The following is a 19,369-nucleotide window of genomic DNA, read 5'->3' as shown; positions in this document are numbered from 1 at the left end:
TTATATCGTCAACGAAGCGACAGGTATTTCCTTATGAAGTGTCTGTCGCTTTTCATTTATCAAACTTTAAGGAGGAAAACACAATGAAGATGAACCGGAATGAAATGGAAGCCCTTTATGCCTTTGGCTGTCCGAACCTGAAAGCAACTGTCGAGCGTTTGCGTATGGTGGCTGCCCTTGCACCCGATCCGGTGGCGAAGAAGCTGTTTTATATGCTTTCCGTCAAGCTGAGTGCTGAGGGTGTTGAAAGGTGGTATCGTTGCTTTTACCGCAGGCTGAGGGTGTTGAAAAACCGTAGGGAGGGCTGCTATGACGAGACTGACGAAGATTGAGAAAGAAACAATCGTTCTCTTTAATGAGGGCGAGGACAAGGCAAATATCTACACCCACAACGCCGGATTGAAAAAGAGGTTGGCTGCTTTTGCTAAGAAGTACCCTGACCTTTGCCGACTGGAAAAATCCAATGTTCAAGGCGGTGTTTCTTATGTGCTGGCAAAGTTCCGTCTGTCTATCCGCTTCCTGCCGCCTTACAGCGAGGAACGCAGACAGAAAGCCAGTGAATATGCGAAAAAGCATGGGCTGAACAGCCAGCAGGGATACTGTGATAATCAGGGCTGATATGCGGTTAAAATGTCAGGTGCAAACCTGATGTTTTGACCGTTGCCTATCGCCTGTGAGGAAAGTATCGGAGACTATAAATTTTACGGAAATGTGCGTTACAAGGTTTGAACAGGAACTCTGTACACAAAATTTTTTCTTCCATTCTTTAGGCTGATGAAGTATAATAGACAAAAGATAATTTTAGAAGTGAGCTTTTCGGGAGGCAGTATATATGGAAAAAAGTAAGGTAGAATTTGTATATAAAAATATTTCTTCATTAAACAAGATAAGTATAGTGAATAAAAAAATATTTCGTATTTTGCCATATATTTGTGTGCCATCACTTGCTATAGGGGGGATTGCGGTTTTCCTAAAAGAAATGTTGCCTATAAAAGGAGTGTTGCCTAATTATATTAGACTTGTTTGCTTAGTCATATTTTTCTTAACCTTTTTGATGTGGTTGGTGTCTTTCTTTTTTGAATACATTTTCCTGTTTTTATGGAAATGCCCTGTATGTAAAGGAAAATTTCCATGGTATAAGACTACTTTGGGATATTTAGGAGAAGAAGGAGGTAGTCTTGTAAATAAAGAAGTTAAAGATATTTGTGACCGCAAGAATAAGAAAATATCTTTAATTCAATATGAAAATAGCAATTTAATCATTCCCAAAAAGTGTCCGCATTGTGGTGAAGTTATATGGAAAAAATAATTTTTGTAGATTACCTGTAATCTGCCACAACTGAATATGACCGTTAAGGTCAGATGAAGAAACTGATGTATTGAGCGTAAAGCGATCATGCGTCGGTTTTTCTTATTTCATGAGCTGACAGAATTCCGACTGTATATCACCCGTGAGGAAAGTATCGGGGACTATGGGTTTTGCGGAAATGTGCGTTACAAGGCTTGAACAGGAACTCTGTACACAAATTTTTTTCTTCCATTCTTTAAGTTGATGAAGTATAATGAGATATGAAAAATTGAGGTTTTTAATACTCGATTTCAAACAATCATTTTTATATAGCTGGAACTATGGAGGGCAAAAAATGAATGATTTTTTACGAATGTGTTTGAATATAATTACACAAATAGGCCCCTATTTAGTTGTACTTCTTCTTTTGAAATATCTTGTAAATCTTCAACAAAAGAGAGCTAAAGAACGAGAGGAAGAACAGAAAAAGGGAATAATAAGGACGCATTATATAATAAAAACAGAGAAATTCCTTGTCGTGGCATTTATCGTAGGTACAATATTTTTTGCTTGTTGTACGGCTATGAGTCTTAGGGAAAAAGAAGATATGTTTGTCATTTGTATATTTGGAATATTTTTTTTAGTAGGCATAAGCGGAATAGTCAATATGGTAATGTGGAAACTGGAAGTGAACGGAGATGAAATCACATGGCGGTCAACTTTTGGAAAAAAGAGAACTTTTCGTTTTGGGGATATTACCTACTGCGAGAGAAAAAAAGGTTCTGTGCGTGTATATGTAAATGGGGAAAAGCTATTTACCATTGATAGTAATATCGATAAAGAAGAATTTATGGAAGATATAGAGAGAAGAAGAATCCCTGTAAAACCTTACTGGACAAATCAGCATAAGAAGAATCGTAAATGACATAGATTTTATAACAGTACGATGTTAGACAACTGAATATGACCGTCAAAGTCGGATGAAGAAACCGATGTATTGAGCGTAAAGCGATCATGCGTCGGTTTTTCTTATTTCATGAGCTGACAGAATTCCGACTGTATATCGCCTGTGAGGAAAGTATCGGAGACTATGGATTTTGCGGAAATGTGCGTTATAGGTAAGTAAAAAACTACTTGATAGAGCGTGAATTGAATTGTTCATATCGGTATGATATAATTTACTGAAATGAAGCAAGAAGGTGGACTTTTGTATGAAAAAATTTTTGAAAATATTGCTAATCATTGTAGGAATAGTTTTTTTGATTTTTGCAGCGCTGATATGTATTGGACTGTTTGTTGATTATGATGACCATATTGAAAATGGTCGTTATACTTATGTTCCGGAAGATGACAATAAAGACAATGCATATGTCGAATTCAATTTGAGTGATTACGATAAAAAGGATTCTGAACTCATATATTATAGTTCTGTCGAAGAAGCTATTTTGAATTCTCCTTTGAATGCTGAAAATGAAGAATTTTCTGTTCCAGAAGATTTTCTTAATCATGTTGATGAAATATTGCATATATGGAATGGCAAACAGTATGATACTATTTTCTATCGGGCAGGAAGCGATAACGATCCCGTTCAAGGTTTTGTGATGGCACGCTGCAAAAAACAGGTGGAGGAAGCAAGTGTACAATATGCATTTATGAATGCTACACCGGTTACAACTAAAGCGGATAGCATTCTTATATCTGATATTACAGAACTAATTCGTTCATCTTTAAAATTAAGTGATTTTCAACAGGACTTGAATCCAAATTATCCAGATACCAGATTTGTTTTTGGCTATGCACATGATAAGGAAATTTACTCATTAGAAGTAGAAGGTCAAAAGCCAGATGGTGTTATTGAAATCAATGTATATGACAGAACGATGTATCTATGGTATTATGATGATTTAAAGAGCGACAAGAGAGGAAACAATCTAAGTTATTCAGTAGATGTGCCAGAGTAATTTTTCAAATTGGCTAATCTGCCACAACTGAATATGACCGTCAAGGTCAGATGAAGAAACCGATGTATTGAGCGTAAAGCGATCATGCGTCGGTTTTTCTTATTTCATGAGCTGACAGAATTCCGACTGTATATCACCCGTGAGGAAAGTATCGGGGACTATGGATTTTGCATAAATGCGCGTTACAAGGCTTGAACAGGAACTCTGCACACAAATTTTTTCTTCCATTCGTTAAGTTGATGAAGTATAATGAAAAATAAGATAAAGTTAATTCTTGGAGGTGTTATTCATGTTTGGTTTTAAGAAAAATGAAAAGCCAACGCTCATTATTGAAGCAAAAGATCTAATGGAAATTATCAAGTCTGATTATGATAATGATATGGCTTTTACTCTTATTGAGTTTTCCTATAATGAGAAAAAATATGTGATGGGTTCCTGTGTTTTACCTGCTAACGCAGAGGAATGTAAAGAAAATATATCTTTTATATTTCAAGACAGAGTTTTTGAAAGTTTTGAGGAATTTCAAACTGCTATTATTATAGATAATAAAAACATCTTACAATTAGAAAAACCCCTTGAAATTTTAAGAGCAGGAATTATTGATAATGAGCCTATGCTGAAAACGCCATGGGGAGATAAAAGATTAGCTGATAAAGCTGTTAATAAATAGCGTGTCGCTTTGAAAGGAGTACAAATTTATGGCATTATTGATGTTTAGAACTTTTGGAGTGATTATAGTATCATTTATAGTCTTAATTATGTATGTTTTGCATAGAAAGAAAAATGGGAAGTTTATAAAACGAAAGGCTGTCAATGAAGAAGAAAAAATAAAATATCAAAAATGGGAAAAAATAATCAATGTGATGGCAGTTGTTGGGTTATTGATTCTCGGTATATTTATAACTGTTCCTTGTTGCTTGGATATACCTTATTTACTATCTAACAATTTAGTTGAAGTTACCGGAGAAGTTACACAAGGTGCAATGTCAGGAGAAAACTCTAATAGTGAAAGAAGAATACATATTAGAGATGAGAAAACTGGAGAAGAACATTCATTAAAATATTGGGGAACAGGTAGCGATTTAGGAGATAAGATAACTGTAAGGTATTTACCACACACAGAATATGGGTATGTAGTTGAATAGAATAAAAATAAATATCCTATTTTGTTTTGGGAAATTTGTAGATTACCTGTAATCTGCCACAACTGAATATGACCGTCAAGGTCAGATAAAGAAACCGATGTATTGAGCGTAAAGCGATCATGCGTCGGTTTTTCTTATTTCATGAGCTGACAGAATTCCGACTGTATATCACCCGTGAGGAAAGTATCGGGGACTATGGATTTTGCAGAAATGTGCGTTACAAGGCTTGAACAGGAACTCTGTACACAAAATTTTTTCTTCCATTCTTTAAGTTGATGAAGTATAATGAGATATGAAAAATTGAGGTTTTTAATACTCGATTTCAAACAATCATTTTTATATAGCTGGAACTATGGAGGGCAAAAAATGAATGATTTTTTACGAATGTGTTTGAATATAATTACACAAATAGGCCCCTATTTAGTTGTACTTCTTCTTTTGAAATATCTTGTAAATCTTCAACAAAAGAGAGCTAAAGAACGAGAGGAAGAACAGAAAAAGGGAATAATTAGAACGCATTATACAATAAAAACAGAGAAAACATTGACTATTATATTTGTTTTTGGAATTTTATTTACAGGAGGTTGTACTGTAGCAAGTGCTATCCAACAGGATGATATATTTCCTCCCTTGGTATTTGGCATTGCATTTGTTGTGTTTTTTATAGGCTCATTGAATATGATTATGTGGAAACTGGAAGTGGATGAAGATGAAATCACATGGCGTTCAACTTTTGGCAGAAAGAGAACTTTTCACTTTGAAGATATTACCTATTGCGAGAGAAGGAAAGGTTCTATGCGTGTATATGTAAATGGAGAAAAATTATTTACCATTGATAGTAATATTGACAAAGAAGAATTTATGGAGGACATAAAAAGAAGAAGAATCCCTGTAAAATCTTACTGGGCAAATCAGCATAAGAAAAATCGTAAATGACATAGATTTTATAACAGTACGATGTTAGACAACTGAATATGACCGTAAAGGAAGATGAAATATGAAAAAAGAGTTGAAACAAATATTGCTTATATGTTTATTTTTAATTATTGGTTGTGTACTTGGTTATTTTGTAGCACTTAATCAAATGAATCAACTTAGTGACCCTGAGTACATTGCGTTTTGGACAAGTCAAAATATGTCTGTTCCTGAACCATTAGGATTTACAAGAAGTATTCTTTCTTTTGGATTGCTTTTTGCTGGAATACCAACAGGTTTGATTTTTTATAGTGGTTTAGTTAAGAAATGGCTAACTCCTATCGCACCTAAAATTATAATTGGATTTGTTACTTTCCCGATTTATACACTTGCTGGAGTAATCGGTTCAATTCCTTTTATCATTTATAAAGGAATTTTTCTATTCAAAAATAATAGATGTAAATGACAACGAGCTTTTCAAGAGTAGGGTGTTTATCAACTACTTTTTAAGGCAACCACGCAAGGACGATCAGCTACATAGTTGGTCGTTTTTGTTTATCCATTTGCAGATTATCCGTAATCTGCCACAACTGAATATGAACGTTAAGGTCAGATGAAGAAACCGATGTATTGAGCGTAAAGCGATCATGCGTCGGTTTTTCTTTTTGCAAAATAGTCCGGTGGACTGTTTTGTAAAACCGAAGGAACTGACGGAGCTTGGGACGGGGCGAAGTCAGTTTGTTCGGGCGGGAGTACAGAGGGTGCAACCCTTTGTGCATGGGTACAGGGAATGCAATACCCCTGTGCAGGTCAAGGGCGGCAGCCTTGCCCAGTTAAGTGGCGTCTCGCCACTTAATACTGGGTATTACTTGACGCAGAAAGCCGCAAGGAATCAGCTTCGCTGCCCTTCTCCCCTGTCGGGGAAATCAAAAAGAAAAGGAGGAATTCATGTGAAATTAACAAGGCACAATGGACGAGCCGGAAAGAATGGCGTTTATAATCCGAAGCACAATGACCGCAGTTTTGACATTGCCAACAGCGAACACATTGACGAAGAGCGAGCCAAACAAAATCTCTATTGGGACTGTTACAATGGCTTCCGCAATTTCAAAAATTCCGAAAAGGAAAATGAGCTGTCTGCCACTTTTGAAGATGTGGAACAGCTTTTTTATCGTCAGCGGTATCGTGATTTTGTAACCGGACAGAACGAAAGAAATGTGAAGAACCGACACCCTGAAAGAAATAAGGAAACCGGAGATTTACTCAAAAGCAAAAAGACCTGTCCAGAGGAAACGGTCTATCAGATTGGAACACTTGACAATCATGTTCCGCCGGAACTGCTCATTGAGATCGTCACAGAATTTATGGAAATCGTAAATGAGCGTTTCGGTTCTCATGTCCATATCTTGAATTGGGCGCTGCACTTGGATGAAAGCACCCCTCATATTCACGAGCGTCATGTGTTCGACTGTGAAAATCAATATGGGGAGATTGCCCCACAACAGGAAAAGGCTTTGGAAGCACTGGGGTTTGAACTGCCGGAACCGGAGAAGCCGGTCGGAAGAAAAAACAACCGCAAGATGACTTTCGATTCAGCTTGCCGAGTGCTGCTGTTTGATGTGGCGAAAAAGCACGGCTTACAACTGGAAGAAGAACCGGAATATGGTGGTCGTGCTTATCTGGAAAAACAGGACTACATTATTTTCAAGCAAAAGGAGCAACTGGCAGCACAGGAGCAAAAATTGGAAGAACTCACGATGAAGATTGAGGATGTGGAAGCTCTGGTGGATGAGGTTGCCGATATTGCCTATGACAAGGCGGTTGAGGTCGTTGCTGATACTGTGAAACTGGAAACGCACAAGGAGGATATTAAGCTGGTGGAGCAGTCTAAGGCATGGGTTCTCTCCCCTGAGCGTAAGGCTTCAAAGAAAGAAGTTGAGTATGCAGTGAAACGATTGGATGGAGTGATTGCCAGAATCACAAATGCTATGAAATCAACCATTCAGAAAATCCAAACCACGCTGATGAAACCGGAGGTCAAAAAAGCCGGAACGGAGCAAATCAAGAAGAAAGCCAAAAGTTCCATTATAGAGCAGTTGAGCCACAAGAAGAAAGAAATGGCAGAGCGTGAAGTGAGCCGAACAATTCCGGAGAAAAGCAAAAAACAGGATATGGAACTCTAAGGTACTTGCTGTTTTCACTTTGAAAATGACAGGTGCTTTTTTCGTTTCAGGAAAGGAGTCACATGAATGTATTTGAAATTGTAAAAGAAAATGTTACTGCCCGACAAGCCGCAGAAGCCTATGGCTTGAAAGTGGGTCGCACAGGTATGGCGTGCTGTCCGTTTCACTCGGATATGTCCCCCAGTATGAAGCTGGATGAACGCTATTACTGTTTTGGCTGCGGAGCAACCGGAGACGCTGTTGATCTGACAGCGAAGCTATTCGGTATCGGGCTGAGGGAAGCTGCTGTCAAACTTGCTGAAGATTTTGGTCTTAACTATGACAGCCGACAAAAGCCCAGTGTCCGCCCTCGTATTCGTGAGCCGACACCGGAACAGAAGTATCAAAAAGGAGAAAATCATTGCTACAAGGTGCTGACGGATTATTTTCATCTTCTTAGAGAATGGGAAAAGAAATACGCTCCTAAACAGCCGGATGAGGAATGGAATCCTATGTTTGCAGAAGCACTGTATAAGAAGAACTATATCGAATATCTACTTGATATTCTTCTGTATGGTTCATTGGAGGAACGAAAAGCACTTGTGGCAGAACAGAGAAAGGAGGTGTTAAAACTTGAACAGCGAATTGCAGAACTGTCAGCAGACAGAACCATGCACAGTAGAAGAAATCCGAAACAGCTTAGAGCAGAGCGAGAAAGGTAAGGTTTATAATACTGCCGCAAATTATAAGCGTGTTCTGCAATATGACCCACTTTTGAAAGGGGCTATCCGAAAAAATCTTCTGACCGAAAGAATCGACATTGTGAAGCCCCTCGGTTGGTATCGTGACAGCCCGACATTGACGGATGTGGATGTGAAATATCTGCTCCTATATTTTGAAGAAAACTATGGATTGACCGTAGAGAAGAAAATCATAGACGCAGTTGCGGTTATTGCCAATGAAAATCGTTACCACCCTGTCTGTGATTTTCTCAATGCCTTGCAATGGGACGGAACAGAACGCATACGCTTCTGTCTGCACCGCTTTCTCGGTTCTGATACAGATGATTACACCTATGAAGCATTGAAGTTGTTTCTGCTGGGTGCTATCTCACGAGCTTTTAAGCCGGGGTGCAAATTTGAGGTTATGCTCTGTCTTGTGGGCGGTCAGGGAGCCGGAAAGTCCTCTTTCTTCCGTTTGCTTGCGGTCAATGATGACTGGTTCTCTGATGACTTGAAAAAGCTGGATGATGAAAATGTGTACCGCAAAATGCAGGGGCATTGGATTATTGAAATGTCGGAAATGATTGCAACCGCCAACGCTAAGAGCATTGAAGAAATCAAGTCCTTTCTGAGCCGCCAAAAGGAAACCTATAAGATACCCTATGAAACACATCCGGCAGACAGAAAAAGACAATGTGTGTTTGGAGGTTCTTCTAATACCCTTGACTTTCTTCCCCTTGACCGAACAGGCAACCGCCGCTTCGTTCCGGTTATGGTCTATCCTGAAAGGGCTGAGGTTCATATTTTGGCAGATGAACAGGCTTCCAGAGAGTATATCAATCAGATGTGGGCAGAAGCTATGGAGATTTACAGAAGTGGCAATTTCCGTCTGAGATTCAGTCCGGCTATGAACGCTTATCTGAAAGCCCACCAAAAGGACTTTATGCCGGAGGACACAAAGGCAGGACAGATTTTAGACTATTTGGAACGCTATTCCGGCAGCATAGTCTGCTCTAAGCAGCTTTACAAGGAAGCACTGGGGCATGATTATGACGAACCGAAACAATGGGAGCTGCGAGAGATCAACGACATTATGAATAACGCTGTCACAGGCTGGAGGGCGTTCAGCAATCCGAGGTATTTTCCAGAGCCTTACCGCCGACAAAAGGGCTGGGAGCGTATCAGGAATGACAACGAGCCTGACAACAGCATGGATGGTTTTCAAGAAATCCCGACAGAGGAAATGGAACAGTTAGGACTTCCGGAAGAATGGTTGAAGCAAAAATAAAAGCCCGTTGTCGCTTCGGTTGTCGAGCCGGTTGTCGGTCTGGTTGTCGGGCAAAAATCCCGAAAGCCTTGATATTGCGGCACTTTTCCCTCTCTGACAACCATGACAACCAATATTATAAAGAAAAAGGAAATAGTAAAAAGATAGTATCGCCCGATAAAGAAAAAAGGTTTTCTGATGTCCGTTGTCGGAACTTCGTTGTCAGACCTTTCCTTGTCGGGCTTTTTCATTCAAGGAGGAATATCGTATGACAAATATTGTGAACAGTACACTACCCACCCCAAATAACCATTCGGAGAAAAACAAACCGGATGGAGTTTTTGTGATTAAGCAAGGCAAAACAAATTATAAAGTCAAAGTGTTTTTTGACCATAGTAGCGGTTTGACTGCGGAGGACAGGTTGAAACGCATTATTCAGGCAGAAGCAGAGAGAGAATCTGCGTAAGTAATATGAAAAATATCCACGCACCCCCTTGACAAAAGCTTTCAGATGTATCCTTTTCTAATTTTGCTTTAAATCCTGTAATATACATTTCTGCATCTTTCAGTTCCAGTGTTTCCGTGTCAAAATATTTCACTGCGATCTTCGGCATCTTGGAATATGCCGTCAGCAGTCTGAGCCACTTCGGGGACACGGAAAAAGAGACGGAAATGTCAGCCACTCCCGTCCTTACTACATCCCTCTGTGTGGTTCCCGCCTCTGTTTCACCGCCGGAGTCCGCTTCGACATCTGACAATCCGATATCGTAGGAATCCGGCATCGGCAGAGGCTTTTCATTGAAAACAAGATATTGTATATATGCCATTTTTATCTGCCCCCGCTTCTTAAGTTTGCCCTCTGCTGTGCCGAAACAATGACCTCATCAAGCATCGTACCGCCAACGTACACAGGAATGACAATGTCACCGCTGTCCGTCCTGATATTCTCAACCGCAGAAGTAATTGCAGAAAGCATCCCAGAAATGCCCTCCGGCTGTGCTGCCGTCCCTGTTCCCGTCATGCTTTCCATGCTGCTGACCTTCGGGCTGACCACCATATCGGAAGATACACCGCTTACCGCCTTCTGGATCATGCCTCGGCTCTTTTCGATACCCTTGGCAAGACCTCCCATAAAGTCAGGCATCCATGATTCATAATCCGTCAGCGGACCTTCATCCGGCACGGAAAAGTGAAGGAATGACTTGATCTTGTCTGCCACACTCTTTACTGCATCCCCGACTGCACCGATGCAGCTCTTGATTCCGTTTACGATTCCCATGACCAGATCCTTGCCCCATGTAAATGCCTGTGATGCAAGCCCCGTGATATGGTTTTTCACATTGGCAAATCCGCTCTTTACTGCATTCAGCACATTTCCCATTGCACTCTTCACTGCATTTACGATGCCGGAGAATACGGATGTAACTGCACCCTTGATTGCACCAAGCACTGTTGAAATTGTCGACTTGATGGTATTCCATATGGTGGAGATCGTGCTCTTGATCGTATTCATTATGGTAGTAATGGAATTTTTGACCGCAGTAAAATCTCCCGTGATCAGTCCCTTGATTGCCCCCACCACGGCACTAATAATGGTTTTGATTGCATTCCATACCGTGGAAAAGATTGTCTTTATTGCATTCAGTACAGTGGTAATGACTGTTTTTATCGTATTCCATACCGTTGTAATGACTGTCTGGATAATGGTCAGGACTGTCTGTATGATCGTTTTGTAGATATTGAAATACGTTGTCACCAGTGTTTTTATTACATTGAAAACTGTAGTAAATACACCCTTGATTGCTTCCCAGATAGTTGTGATGACTGTCTTTACTGTATTGAAAACCGTCTGGATAATGGTTTTATACAGATTAAAGTAAGTAGTCACCAGTGTCTTGATCACTTCAAATACGGTCGAGAAGATGGTCTTGATTGCTTCCCACACCTGTGCGAAAAATTCCTTGATGGCATTCCATACCGTAACGGCTGTCTGCTTCACATTCTCCCACAGGTCGATCCAGAACTGGCGGAATCCGTCACAGTTATTCCAGAGGTAAATAAAAGCAGCCACAAGAGCTGCGATGGCTGCAATGATAAGAGTGATCGGGTTTGCAAGCATCGTGGTATTCAGTGCTGCAAATGCTCCCTTTACCGTATTGATGACTCCGGCAATCTTCGGTACAACCGTCATGATCGTGCCGACTGCAGATATTACTTTTCCAATCACGATAAGCACCGGTCCTAATGCTGCTGCCAGAAGTGCCACCGTCATGATGACCTTCTTTGTACCGTCATTCATTCCATTCAGCCAATCAACAAACTTCTGCACCCATCCGACAATCTGCTTGATGGCCGGCATCAGAAGCTCACCGAAAGATATCGCCAGGCCTTCCAGTGCAGATTTCAAGATGGTGATCTGTCCCTGTAAGTTATCAAGCTGTGTATCTGCCATCTGCTGTGCAGCACCACCGCTGTCCGTGATTGACTTCTGTAAGCTGTCCCATGTTTCTCCTGTATTTGCAAGCAAGGCATTTACGGAAGAAAGGTCCGTCTTATTGAAAATGGTGCTGATGATGTTGGACTTCTCAGCGGATGTCATTCCGTCCATGCTCTTATTGAGGTCACCAAGGATGTCATTCATTGACCGCATGTTTCCTTCGGAATCATATACGGAAAGACCAAGTGCTTCCATCTGGGCGGCTGCCTTATCCGTAGGATTCTGTAAGGACAGGATAATATTACGGAGATGTGTACCTCCTTCTGCTCCCTTGATACCATTATTTGCAAGGATACCAAGTGCGGTATTCAGCTCTGCCGTACCGCCCTTGATGGATTTGGCTGTCGCACCAATGGTAAGGATTCCCTCGCCAAGCTGTGCAACCGATGTATTCGTGGTAGATGCCGTCTTAGCCATCTGGTCTACCATCGTTTCCGCTTCGTCCACTCCCATTCCAAGGGCGGACATCGCATCCGTTACCATGTCCGAAGCATCAGCAAGGGCAATATCCCCGGCTGCTGCCAAGTTCAGGACGGTCGGCAGTGTATCACACATCTGCTGTGTATCGTATCCGGCAAGTGCGAGGTAATTCAATGCTTCTGCACACTCGGATGCGGAAAAAGCCGTCTCTGCACCCATCTTCTTTGCCAGCTTGGAAAGGGTATCCATTGTATTTACAGACTGACCATTTACCGTTGACATGGCATCCTTGGTGATTCCCATTGTTGCCTGTACCTGTGACATGGAAGATTCAAAGTTGGCTGCAGTCGTTACGGATGCCGTACCCAGTGCCGTCACTCCGGCTGTTACCGGGAGGAGCTTCTGTCCGGCAGAAGAAATGTTATCCCCGACCGTCTTTAACTTCTCACCTGTTGTTGCAATTTTCTGCACTGCCGTTGCGGACTGGTTCGCCTGTGTTTCCAGATTCTTTAAGTCCTGCTCCGTTTCCACGATCTCCCTCTGAAGGGCATCGTACTGTTCCTGTGAGATCTCGCCATTGGCAAGTGCCGTATTCGCCTGTTCTGCTGCGGTCTTTAAGGTAGCCAGTTTCTCTTTCGTTTCACTGACCGCTTCCGCAAGCAGTTTATGCTTCTGTGCCAGAAGCTCCGTGTTGCCCGGATCAAGTTTCAGCAGCTTGTTCACATCCTTAAGCTGTGACTGGGTGAACTTGATCTGTCCGTTCACGCCTTTCAGGGCGTTCTGCAGTTTAGTTGTATCACCACCGATTTCAACGGTAATACCCTGAATACGGCTTGCCATGCCTCTCACCTCCTAAAAATGGATACAAAAAAAGGAGCATTTCTGCTCCGTAACAAAAGAAAAACACCTACCATTCCTGACAGATGTTCTATGTAATTGATGCTAGAATATAAATAGTACAAGCCAAAATGAGAAATTCCAAATACATATTAACATGGTACAATAGAGACATGCTGAAGGAGGATCTCATATGGCAATGCAACATGACAAACAATTTAAACTTGATGCAATCCGGTATTATCAAGATCATAAAGATCTCGGTGTACGTGGATGTGCAGAAAATCTTGGCATCGGATACAGCACACTAACAAAGTGGCTGAAAGACTTCCGTGAATCCGGTGATATTCCTGTTCGGGGTTCTGGTAATTACGCATCCGATGAACAGAAGGAAATCGCCCGTCTCAGACGTGAATTACGTGATGCCCAAGATGCACTTGATGTGTTAAAAAAAGCAATCAACATTCTGGGAAAATGACGGAAGCCATTTATCTCGAAGTGTCTGAGAAGACGGAAGCTGCCCAAAAGGCTGGACGCCGGTTTTCCGTCTCCGGAATGTTGAAATTTTTAGGTGTCTCACGTTCAGGATATCGTGCATGGCTCCACCGCGTGCCTTCTGATACAGAAAAACGCCGTGAATCTGTAAAAGCAAAAATACAGGATATATATGATGATTCCAAGCAGAACTACGGTGCTCCGAAAATCACTGTAGAATTGCGGAAAACCGGTGAAGTCATTTCGGAAAGAACTGTTGGTACATACATGCGTCAAATGGGAATCCGTGCCCAGTGGAGCAAGCCATGGACAATTACCACAAAAGATTCTGATTTCAGCACTGAATTACAAAATATCCTCGCTGAGCAGTTTAATCCTGACCGCCCGAATGCCGTCTGGTGTTCGGATATCACCTACATCTGGACAATAGACGGATTTGTCTATCTGACCAGTATTATGGATTTATTTTCCAGAAAAATCATAGCATGGACACTTTCAAAAACACTGGAAGTATCCTGCGTGATTGATACGATAAACAAAGCCAAAGCTCGCCGAAATATCGACCAGCCATTGATCATTCACTCTGATCGTGGCAGTCAGTACGTTGCGACGGAATATAAAAAAGTAACAGAAAATATGCAGCGTAGTTACTCAAAGAAAGCATTTCCGTGGGATAATGCCTGCATTGAATCCTTCCATTCGATTATCAAACGTGAATGGCTCAACCGCTTTAAAATTCACGATTACAAGCAGGCATACCGCTTGATTTTCGAATATCTGGAAGCTTTCTACAATACGAAACGAATTCATAGCCATTGTAACTATATGTCACCAAATGAATTCGAACGATTGTATGAAAGAACACACACTGAGGCTGAGCTTCTGGCGGGTTAAAATGGGAAAAGTTTCTCATTTTAACTTGTACTAAATCTTGACATAGGACCAAATATTATTTATATTATTATTCGATTTGTTTTATTTATATTTGATAACGTAGTAGACATTAATGCATTTTTCATTAATTCATCATCATTTTTTCCTGCCCCTGCCACCAACTCTTCCGGTGACAATCTACCATCAATCATGGCATATACCAAATCCACATAGTGTAAAAATTCATCGTATCCAACCGGATCAACTTCGCTCGGATGAATTATGTCATATTCTATATCTATATGTGTGTCCTTATATATTTTATTTAAAATTTTATGATAATCATTTTCTATATCAAAATATATAATTGGAACATCATATCTATCCGCAAGTATAGCTGGCAAGACATATTTAATACCATCTTTTGATGCTTTGACTTGCAGACCAGCAATTCTTGCGGAAGTTGCAGAATAATTATCCCCGTCTTTCATAACAGCCAATTCATTATAATCATTAACCCACACTATGTCGCGCTGGGTATCTGATGGATTATAGATTTTAGGATAATTTATTTTTGTATAATTTAATCCTGTACCAAGCGCCCAAAATTTATCTGCGGTTTTCATTTTTGCCTGCTTTTTACGTGCTATAGAAAAATATTTCCTGTTTACGCCAGCATCATGATTACAATTCCTAACAATAATTGCTTCTGCTATTCTCCCCAACAACTGCATTGCTGTTCTATTAATATCACTTTGTAGAATAACTCCAAGAATTAGTTTCCCATTTTCATTGTATCGTATCACATTTAAGCTATCTACCAATAAATCATATAATTCCCTGCCATACAAAACTTTTTGTATTTCAATATTTTTTGTTCCATACATAAATTCATTATATGGTTGTGAACAAATTATTTTCCCGTCTCCGTCCTTGACTTCGATGTTTACACTATATTCATTCATCAGCAATTCCTCTTTAAATCAAATGCCTTGTTATATGTTACCTAGCCAATATTTAATTTAAATTACGTTATCAAATATGGTCCTTTTCTCCAAATAAGTATAGCAGAAAAGGACCATACTCTCAATCATCAGAAACGGTCGAAGTCTTCCTGTGTCGCAAGCTCGGCATACTTATAATCATCGTTCCGGCTCTCACTGTACATATCATTGATAAGCCCTATCGACAGCAGTTCAAGGTCTGCCATCGACAGTCCTAATTGTACGCATCGGAGCAGAAACAGGGGTGTTGTCATTTCACGCTCTGTTGGGCGAAGTTTTTTTTAGCTTCCACATCTGTTTTTACATTCAGCCCCCAAAGCTCGATAAGTTGTGGAAGAACCTGATAAATCGAAAATGTATTGAAGTTATCAAGCCACTCTTCCGGCGTATCAGGAATGCTTGGATCAGCATGCTTGGCCATGATGAATGCTATATTCTCGAACATCTCAAGGGAAAACATATCAAGGTTAGAGGACTCCTCTTTTCCATCCCCGATGCTTTTTTCCAATACTGCCAGATCCTTATAAATATCCCTCTGGAACTTTAACCTGTAGATTCTCGGAATGGCTGCACTCGCCTTGAATGCAACCATCTGTCCGTCAATTTCTATATCCTTTCTGATACCCATCACTTAGTCCTCCTTCGAAATATTCTTTACTGCTTTTGCAGACTGCGGTTCGGCAGCCGTGCTGTTCGGAAGATACACACTCTTATACCAGTTGTTATAAACGGTATCGGTGGTGGAATCGCCTGTCTTTGCCTTTACATATCCGTCCGCCATAGGTCTTGCCTTGATGGTCAGTGTTTCCGTCTGCACTTCCTTATCTTCCTCATTGGTCTTGGACTCAATGGTCGGACGGGATGCAGAACAGTTATAAAGCACATGGCGGATCTTGCGGATATCCCCGTCAAACTCAAAAAGCAGTGCAAAACTGCCTGTTTCGGAATTCGCATTCTCCACGAGTACATTGTTGCTGTCTGCTTCCTCTTTCAGGATATCTGTACGGAAAGTTTCCGGGATCATGGCAAGCTCCAGATCCCCGTCATATCCCTGATTGTTGTTGATTACATAGTATTCAATACCGTCTGCATAAAAGGACTCCGGCTCTCCTGTCGGGTCCATGCTGATGGAAACGGCACCGGGCATTGCAACGGGTGTCCCGAAGCTCACCTTTCCTTCATCTGCAACCGTAATCGGTGCATAATGCACATTGCAGATATTAAATTTGACTTTATTCTTTTTATTAGCCATCTTCTATACCTCCATCTGATAAAGCACCTCATACAGATTTTCAGATTCGATCCATACTTCGCTTTTTTCATAAAAAATACCATGCCCATCGAGCACGGTTTCTGTCTGCTGTTCCAGTTCTATATTTTTTAAATCGGTGTAAATTTCTATATTCAGACGGTTTGCCTTAAAATACACTTTCCCGTCTGCAGAGAAATTACTGCTGCCCGGATACAGAAATACTGCAAAGGGCGATTCCGGGGATTCGCCTTCCGCAAAATGATGATAGGCATACGGAAGACCGATTTCTTCCATCACTGCCATCACTTCTTCATGTGTCATCACCGTAACCCCCTCTCGATCTTCTGCAGAAGTTCCTTATTGCCTTTCTCTTCTGCCGGAGCGATATGCTCCCTTCCGGCTACCCTGCCGCCTCCACGTTTTGCATGGCCGTGTTCCAGAAGGTGTGCAATCTGGTATCTATCCTTGGAATGGACCGTCATGGTAAGGGAATTGCTACTTTCCGCAGTCTTTTTGACCGTCCAGCTTTTTTTATACCTTCCTGTCCGCTTCGGGGCATTTGCCTGTATCTCTTTCTTTACGGTTTTGGATGCATCTTTTACCGCATCCTTAACGGTATCCGTTGCAAGATCGGCATACTCTTTCAAACCATCCATGATTGTATCTGCCAGTCCGTCAACCGTTGTCCTTCTCTCTGGCATCCGCTCACCTCTTTGTCAGGGCAGCCCTTATTTTGACTGTCTTATTCTTATACTGCACGTTATCGACAAAGGAAATATTGTAAAGATTCCCACGGAAAACAATACGGTAATGCTCCGTATCAAGACCTGACACCTCACTGCAGTAGCGGATGACAAAATCAAGTTCCGTTTCCGCATTTACCTGTTTTGCTTCCCAGTATTCTTTTCCCGACAGGCTGTTCACATAGGAAAAACATTGATAATGATCCTCCCACACAGCCGTATGGTTTCCGGCTTTGTCCGTCTTCGTGCTGCTTTTCTGTATCGTGATCCGTTCACGCATGAGTTCTATCATCAGAATATCTCCTTTCTGATACCAAAGAGCAGATACTTCAGTGTTTCCGTCATGGCCTTATGGTCCGCTTCTTCCCTGTGCTCATACAGGTAAGCAATGGCATACAGTTCTGCAGTGCGGACAACCACCTCATGTCTTTTAAGTCCTGCCGGAGTCCGTCTTGTCACACCCTTTATCAGGCTGTCGGATGTCTCCATCAGACGGAGGATGAGATCATCCTCGTCTGACGAATCAACCCTCAGATACCCTTTGGCTTCCTCAAGCGTTACGAACATTCAGCCCACCTACTTTCCGGCAGCCTTGACATCGAGGGTCTTTACTGCCTCGGAAAGGATCAGCTTGCCATCGACACGCTCGGAAGCAAGGAATCCGACCTGTCCCGTTGTAGCATAAAGCTCATTCAGTCTCTTGAAACTTCTGCCCTGACGGTCTGCGATCCAGTAGTAACTGTAATCACCGAATGCCATGACACGGTTTCCGGCTGCAAGCTCCGGCACATAAATGGATGTGCGGTAAGGACGGTTCAGGATTCTGTCCGGCTCTCCTTCCCTTACGGACGGCTGCCAGATGTAATTTCCGTTTCCATCCTTCAGCTTTCTGATTGCCTTTACGGTCGAATCATTCAGAAGCCATACTGCCTTGTTACGGTATGGGGCACGGAGGGAATAATACAGATCCATGACATCATCAAAAGTGATGGATGTATTTGCGGATGTCACCCCTGTCTCAGCACCGCCCGTGGCATTGAAGATACCTGTCGGTTTTCCTTTGCCGTCACCGACAAAGAATGCTTCCTCTTCCTTTGTACCAATTCTTCTTCCGAACTCCCTTGAAATGTACTGTTCGATATTGAACACGCTGTCATTTAAGAGTTCGTCAGACACCTTGATCATGGTTGCCAGCTTATAAGCACTGATGGATGTCTGTCCGAAGCTGTCATCAGATTCAGGGAACTGTCCGCCCTCATCGATCCATGCTGCCTCGCCCTTTGAAGTAACGATAGGGATCTTGCGGTCACCGCTTGAAGTCTTGATAACCGTGGCAAGGTTACGGAAGAACACTTCCTCTTCCAGTGCTTCCACGAGTTTCTTCTCATACTCATCCGGCACAAGATATCCGCCCTCGGAATCCGTACCAATGGAAAGAGCGTTCTGTACTTCGTATGACATCTTGTTTCTCATACCGTTCCAGAACGCTCTCTTATATTCATCGGTTGCCCTTCCTGTTTTTGTCTCCCCTCCAATCCCGGCATCCGGCTTATTTGTGATCGGGGTGCTTGTTGCTTTTGCAAGCTCTGCATCAATGGCAGCCTGTCTTTCCAGTCTCTCGATCTCCTTGCCGAGATTTACGACATCAGCTTCCATCTTGTCATAGGTAGCTGCATCCTCTGCAGATACAAAACCTTCCTGTGTTCTCTTGGCATCGAGGAATGCTTTTGCTGCTTCCCATGCCTTCGCTCTCTTTTCTCTTAATTCCAAAATCTTACTCATAGTTCA

Annotated in this window: 25 protein-coding genes; 15 read left to right on the top strand and 10 right to left on the bottom strand. The window is 41.7% G+C overall.

The window, feature by feature from the left end:
* The first annotated feature begins 83 nt into the window (after positions 1–83).
* The 13 genes from FXV78_RS12945 to FXV78_RS12880 all read left to right on the top strand — a co-directional run bounded on the left by FXV78_RS12945 (position 84) and on the right by FXV78_RS12880 (position 9,926).
* Positions 84–332, top strand: coding sequence for a hypothetical protein (locus FXV78_RS12945; RefSeq protein WP_003023122.1), 249 nt, complete (start codon positions 84–86; stop codon positions 330–332).
* Entirely contained in the window at positions 310–618 is a 309-nt protein-coding gene (locus FXV78_RS12940) for a hypothetical protein (RefSeq protein WP_003023123.1), read from the top strand. The genes FXV78_RS12945 and FXV78_RS12940 overlap by 23 nt, the downstream gene beginning before the upstream one ends.
* A gap of 214 nt (positions 619–832) precedes the next feature.
* A complete protein-coding gene (locus FXV78_RS12935) occupies positions 833–1,309 on the top strand; it encodes a hypothetical protein (protein WP_003023125.1) in 477 nt (158 codons plus the stop codon).
* A 334-nt stretch (positions 1,310–1,643) separates the two neighbouring features.
* Complete coding sequence (locus tag FXV78_RS12930) at positions 1,644–2,213, top strand: DUF6560 family protein (RefSeq protein WP_040351222.1); 570 nt, start codon at positions 1,644–1,646, stop codon at positions 2,211–2,213.
* Between the two features lie 286 nt (positions 2,214–2,499).
* The gene (locus FXV78_RS12925) at positions 2,500–3,249 is read left to right on the top strand and encodes a hypothetical protein (protein WP_003023129.1); all 750 of its coding nucleotides are present in this window, start codon (positions 2,500–2,502) and stop codon (positions 3,247–3,249) included.
* Between the two features lie 289 nt (positions 3,250–3,538).
* The gene (locus FXV78_RS12920; protein WP_003023131.1) at positions 3,539–3,919 is read left to right on the top strand and encodes a hypothetical protein; all 381 of its coding nucleotides are present in this window, start codon (positions 3,539–3,541) and stop codon (positions 3,917–3,919) included.
* A gap of 28 nt (positions 3,920–3,947) precedes the next feature.
* Positions 3,948–4,394 (top strand): hypothetical protein, encoded by a 447-nt coding sequence (locus FXV78_RS12915; RefSeq protein ID WP_003023134.1) that lies wholly within the window; start codon positions 3,948–3,950, stop codon positions 4,392–4,394.
* Between the two features lie 366 nt (positions 4,395–4,760).
* Complete coding sequence (locus tag FXV78_RS12910) at positions 4,761–5,330, top strand: DUF6560 family protein (RefSeq protein ID WP_039960226.1); 570 nt, start codon at positions 4,761–4,763, stop codon at positions 5,328–5,330.
* Positions 5,331–5,391: 61 nt separating this feature from the next.
* Positions 5,392–5,775, top strand: coding sequence for a hypothetical protein (locus FXV78_RS12905; protein ID WP_003021642.1), 384 nt, complete (start codon positions 5,392–5,394; stop codon positions 5,773–5,775).
* Positions 5,776–5,956: 181 nt separating this feature from the next.
* Positions 5,957–7,492: a plasmid recombination protein gene (locus tag FXV78_RS12900; RefSeq protein WP_003021645.1), complete on the top strand. Its 1,536-nt coding sequence runs from the start codon at positions 5,957–5,959 to the stop codon at positions 7,490–7,492.
* Positions 7,493–7,554: 62 nt separating this feature from the next.
* Positions 7,555–8,193, top strand: coding sequence for a CHC2 zinc finger domain-containing protein (locus FXV78_RS12895; protein ID WP_003021647.1), 639 nt, complete (start codon positions 7,555–7,557; stop codon positions 8,191–8,193).
* Positions 8,105–9,481, top strand: coding sequence for a virulence-associated E family protein (locus FXV78_RS12890; RefSeq protein ID WP_044930255.1), 1,377 nt, complete (start codon positions 8,105–8,107; stop codon positions 9,479–9,481). Before FXV78_RS12895 ends, FXV78_RS12890 begins: the two co-directional genes overlap by 89 nt.
* Before the next feature lie 247 nt (positions 9,482–9,728).
* On the top strand, positions 9,729–9,926 hold the full coding sequence (locus FXV78_RS12880; RefSeq protein WP_005335835.1) for a hypothetical protein: 198 nt from the start codon (positions 9,729–9,731) through the stop codon (positions 9,924–9,926).
* Here the strand turns inward: FXV78_RS12880 and FXV78_RS12875 are convergent.
* A complete protein-coding gene (locus tag FXV78_RS12875; protein WP_004844828.1) occupies positions 9,892–10,287 on the bottom strand; it encodes a hypothetical protein in 396 nt (131 codons plus the stop codon). The genes FXV78_RS12880 and FXV78_RS12875 overlap by 35 nt on opposite strands.
* Positions 10,288–10,289: 2 nt before the next feature.
* Positions 10,290–13,217, bottom strand: a complete 2,928-nt coding sequence (locus tag FXV78_RS12870) for a phage tail tape measure protein (RefSeq protein WP_004844827.1) — start codon at positions 13,215–13,217, stop codon at positions 10,290–10,292.
* Between the two features lie 190 nt (positions 13,218–13,407).
* On the opposite strand from FXV78_RS12870, the gene FXV78_RS12865 reads away from it, so the two are divergent.
* Together FXV78_RS12865 and FXV78_RS12860 are read left to right on the top strand one after the other, a co-directional pair.
* Positions 13,408–13,692, top strand: a complete 285-nt coding sequence (locus tag FXV78_RS12865) for a transposase (RefSeq protein ID WP_004842221.1) — start codon at positions 13,408–13,410, stop codon at positions 13,690–13,692.
* Positions 13,689–14,603: an IS3 family transposase gene (locus FXV78_RS12860; protein WP_004842223.1), complete on the top strand. Its 915-nt coding sequence runs from the start codon at positions 13,689–13,691 to the stop codon at positions 14,601–14,603. Before FXV78_RS12865 ends, FXV78_RS12860 begins: the two co-directional genes overlap by 4 nt.
* A gap of 59 nt (positions 14,604–14,662) precedes the next feature.
* Here FXV78_RS12860 and FXV78_RS12855 read toward each other — a convergent pair whose 3' ends face one another.
* From FXV78_RS12855 to FXV78_RS12820, 8 genes are all read right to left on the bottom strand, one after another.
* Positions 14,663–15,547: a hypothetical protein gene (locus tag FXV78_RS12855; protein ID WP_004843250.1), complete on the bottom strand. Its 885-nt coding sequence runs from the start codon at positions 15,545–15,547 to the stop codon at positions 14,663–14,665.
* 289 nt (positions 15,548–15,836) lie between these two features.
* Positions 15,837–16,214: a hypothetical protein gene (locus FXV78_RS12850; protein ID WP_039959799.1), complete on the bottom strand. Its 378-nt coding sequence runs from the start codon at positions 16,212–16,214 to the stop codon at positions 15,837–15,839.
* A 3-nt stretch (positions 16,215–16,217) separates the two neighbouring features.
* Positions 16,218–16,838 carry a major tail protein gene (locus tag FXV78_RS12845; RefSeq protein WP_004843253.1) on the bottom strand — a complete coding sequence of 207 codons (621 nt, stop codon included), beginning with the start codon at positions 16,836–16,838 and terminating at the stop codon, positions 16,218–16,220.
* Between the two features lie 3 nt (positions 16,839–16,841).
* Positions 16,842–17,159: a hypothetical protein gene (locus FXV78_RS12840; RefSeq protein WP_004843254.1), complete on the bottom strand. Its 318-nt coding sequence runs from the start codon at positions 17,157–17,159 to the stop codon at positions 16,842–16,844.
* A complete protein-coding gene (locus FXV78_RS12835) occupies positions 17,159–17,539 on the bottom strand; it encodes an HK97 gp10 family phage protein (protein WP_004843255.1) in 381 nt (126 codons plus the stop codon). The genes FXV78_RS12840 and FXV78_RS12835 overlap by 1 nt, the downstream gene beginning before the upstream one ends.
* A 4-nt stretch (positions 17,540–17,543) precedes the next feature.
* On the bottom strand, positions 17,544–17,873 hold the full coding sequence (locus FXV78_RS12830; protein WP_004843256.1) for a phage head closure protein: 330 nt from the start codon (positions 17,871–17,873) through the stop codon (positions 17,544–17,546).
* A complete protein-coding gene (locus FXV78_RS12825; RefSeq protein ID WP_004843257.1) occupies positions 17,873–18,148 on the bottom strand; it encodes a head-tail connector protein in 276 nt (91 codons plus the stop codon). Before FXV78_RS12825 ends, FXV78_RS12830 begins: the two co-directional genes overlap by 1 nt.
* 9 nt (positions 18,149–18,157) lie before the next feature.
* Positions 18,158–19,363: a phage major capsid protein gene (locus FXV78_RS12820; protein ID WP_004843258.1), complete on the bottom strand. Its 1,206-nt coding sequence runs from the start codon at positions 19,361–19,363 to the stop codon at positions 18,158–18,160.
* Positions 19,364–19,369 lie beyond the last annotated feature (6 nt).

It is taken from the genome of Mediterraneibacter gnavus ATCC 29149 (assembly GCF_008121495.1).
Classification (GTDB): domain Bacteria; phylum Bacillota; class Clostridia; order Lachnospirales; family Lachnospiraceae; genus Mediterraneibacter; species Mediterraneibacter gnavus.
Note: the sequence above shows the minus strand (reverse complement) of the source record. Positions and strands in the feature narration are given on the sequence as shown.

Coding starts and splice junctions, on each gene's coding strand:
- FXV78_RS12865 (WP_004842221.1), top strand. CDS start 13,408: ATGGCAATGCAACATGACAAACAATTTAAACTTGATGCAATCCGGTAT.
- FXV78_RS12925 (WP_003023129.1), top strand. CDS start 2,500: ATGAAAAAATTTTTGAAAATATTGCTAATCATTGTAGGAATAGTTTTT.
- FXV78_RS12915 (WP_003023134.1), top strand. CDS start 3,948: ATGGCATTATTGATGTTTAGAACTTTTGGAGTGATTATAGTATCATTT.
- FXV78_RS12945 (WP_003023122.1), top strand. CDS start 84: ATGAAGATGAACCGGAATGAAATGGAAGCCCTTTATGCCTTTGGCTGT.
- FXV78_RS12930 (WP_040351222.1), top strand. CDS start 1,644: ATGAATGATTTTTTACGAATGTGTTTGAATATAATTACACAAATAGGC.
- FXV78_RS12860 (WP_004842223.1), top strand. CDS start 13,689: ATGACGGAAGCCATTTATCTCGAAGTGTCTGAGAAGACGGAAGCTGCC.
- FXV78_RS12850 (WP_039959799.1), bottom strand. CDS start 16,214: ATGGGTATCAGAAAGGATATAGAAATTGACGGACAGATGGTTGCATTC.
- FXV78_RS12825 (WP_004843257.1), bottom strand. CDS start 18,148: ATGTTCGTAACGCTTGAGGAAGCCAAAGGGTATCTGAGGGTTGATTCG.
- FXV78_RS12820 (WP_004843258.1), bottom strand. CDS start 19,363: ATGAGTAAGATTTTGGAATTAAGAGAAAAGAGAGCGAAGGCATGGGAA.
- FXV78_RS12870 (WP_004844827.1), bottom strand. CDS start 13,217: ATGGCAAGCCGTATTCAGGGTATTACCGTTGAAATCGGTGGTGATACA.
- FXV78_RS12920 (WP_003023131.1), top strand. CDS start 3,539: ATGTTTGGTTTTAAGAAAAATGAAAAGCCAACGCTCATTATTGAAGCA.
- FXV78_RS12835 (WP_004843255.1), bottom strand. CDS start 17,539: ATGCCAGAGAGAAGGACAACGGTTGACGGACTGGCAGATACAATCATG.
- FXV78_RS12905 (WP_003021642.1), top strand. CDS start 5,392: ATGAAAAAAGAGTTGAAACAAATATTGCTTATATGTTTATTTTTAATT.
- FXV78_RS12855 (WP_004843250.1), bottom strand. CDS start 15,547: ATGAATGAATATAGTGTAAACATCGAAGTCAAGGACGGAGACGGGAAA.
- FXV78_RS12910 (WP_039960226.1), top strand. CDS start 4,761: ATGAATGATTTTTTACGAATGTGTTTGAATATAATTACACAAATAGGC.
- FXV78_RS12875 (WP_004844828.1), bottom strand. CDS start 10,287: ATGGCATATATACAATATCTTGTTTTCAATGAAAAGCCTCTGCCGATG.
- FXV78_RS12935 (WP_003023125.1), top strand. CDS start 833: ATGGAAAAAAGTAAGGTAGAATTTGTATATAAAAATATTTCTTCATTA.
- FXV78_RS12940 (WP_003023123.1), top strand. CDS start 310: ATGACGAGACTGACGAAGATTGAGAAAGAAACAATCGTTCTCTTTAAT.
- FXV78_RS12880 (WP_005335835.1), top strand. CDS start 9,729: ATGACAAATATTGTGAACAGTACACTACCCACCCCAAATAACCATTCG.
- FXV78_RS12845 (WP_004843253.1), bottom strand. CDS start 16,838: ATGGCTAATAAAAAGAATAAAGTCAAATTTAATATCTGCAATGTGCAT.
- FXV78_RS12840 (WP_004843254.1), bottom strand. CDS start 17,159: ATGACACATGAAGAAGTGATGGCAGTGATGGAAGAAATCGGTCTTCCG.
- FXV78_RS12830 (WP_004843256.1), bottom strand. CDS start 17,873: ATGATAGAACTCATGCGTGAACGGATCACGATACAGAAAAGCAGCACG.
- FXV78_RS12895 (WP_003021647.1), top strand. CDS start 7,555: ATGAATGTATTTGAAATTGTAAAAGAAAATGTTACTGCCCGACAAGCC.
- FXV78_RS12900 (WP_003021645.1), top strand. CDS start 5,957: ATGCGTCGGTTTTTCTTTTTGCAAAATAGTCCGGTGGACTGTTTTGTA.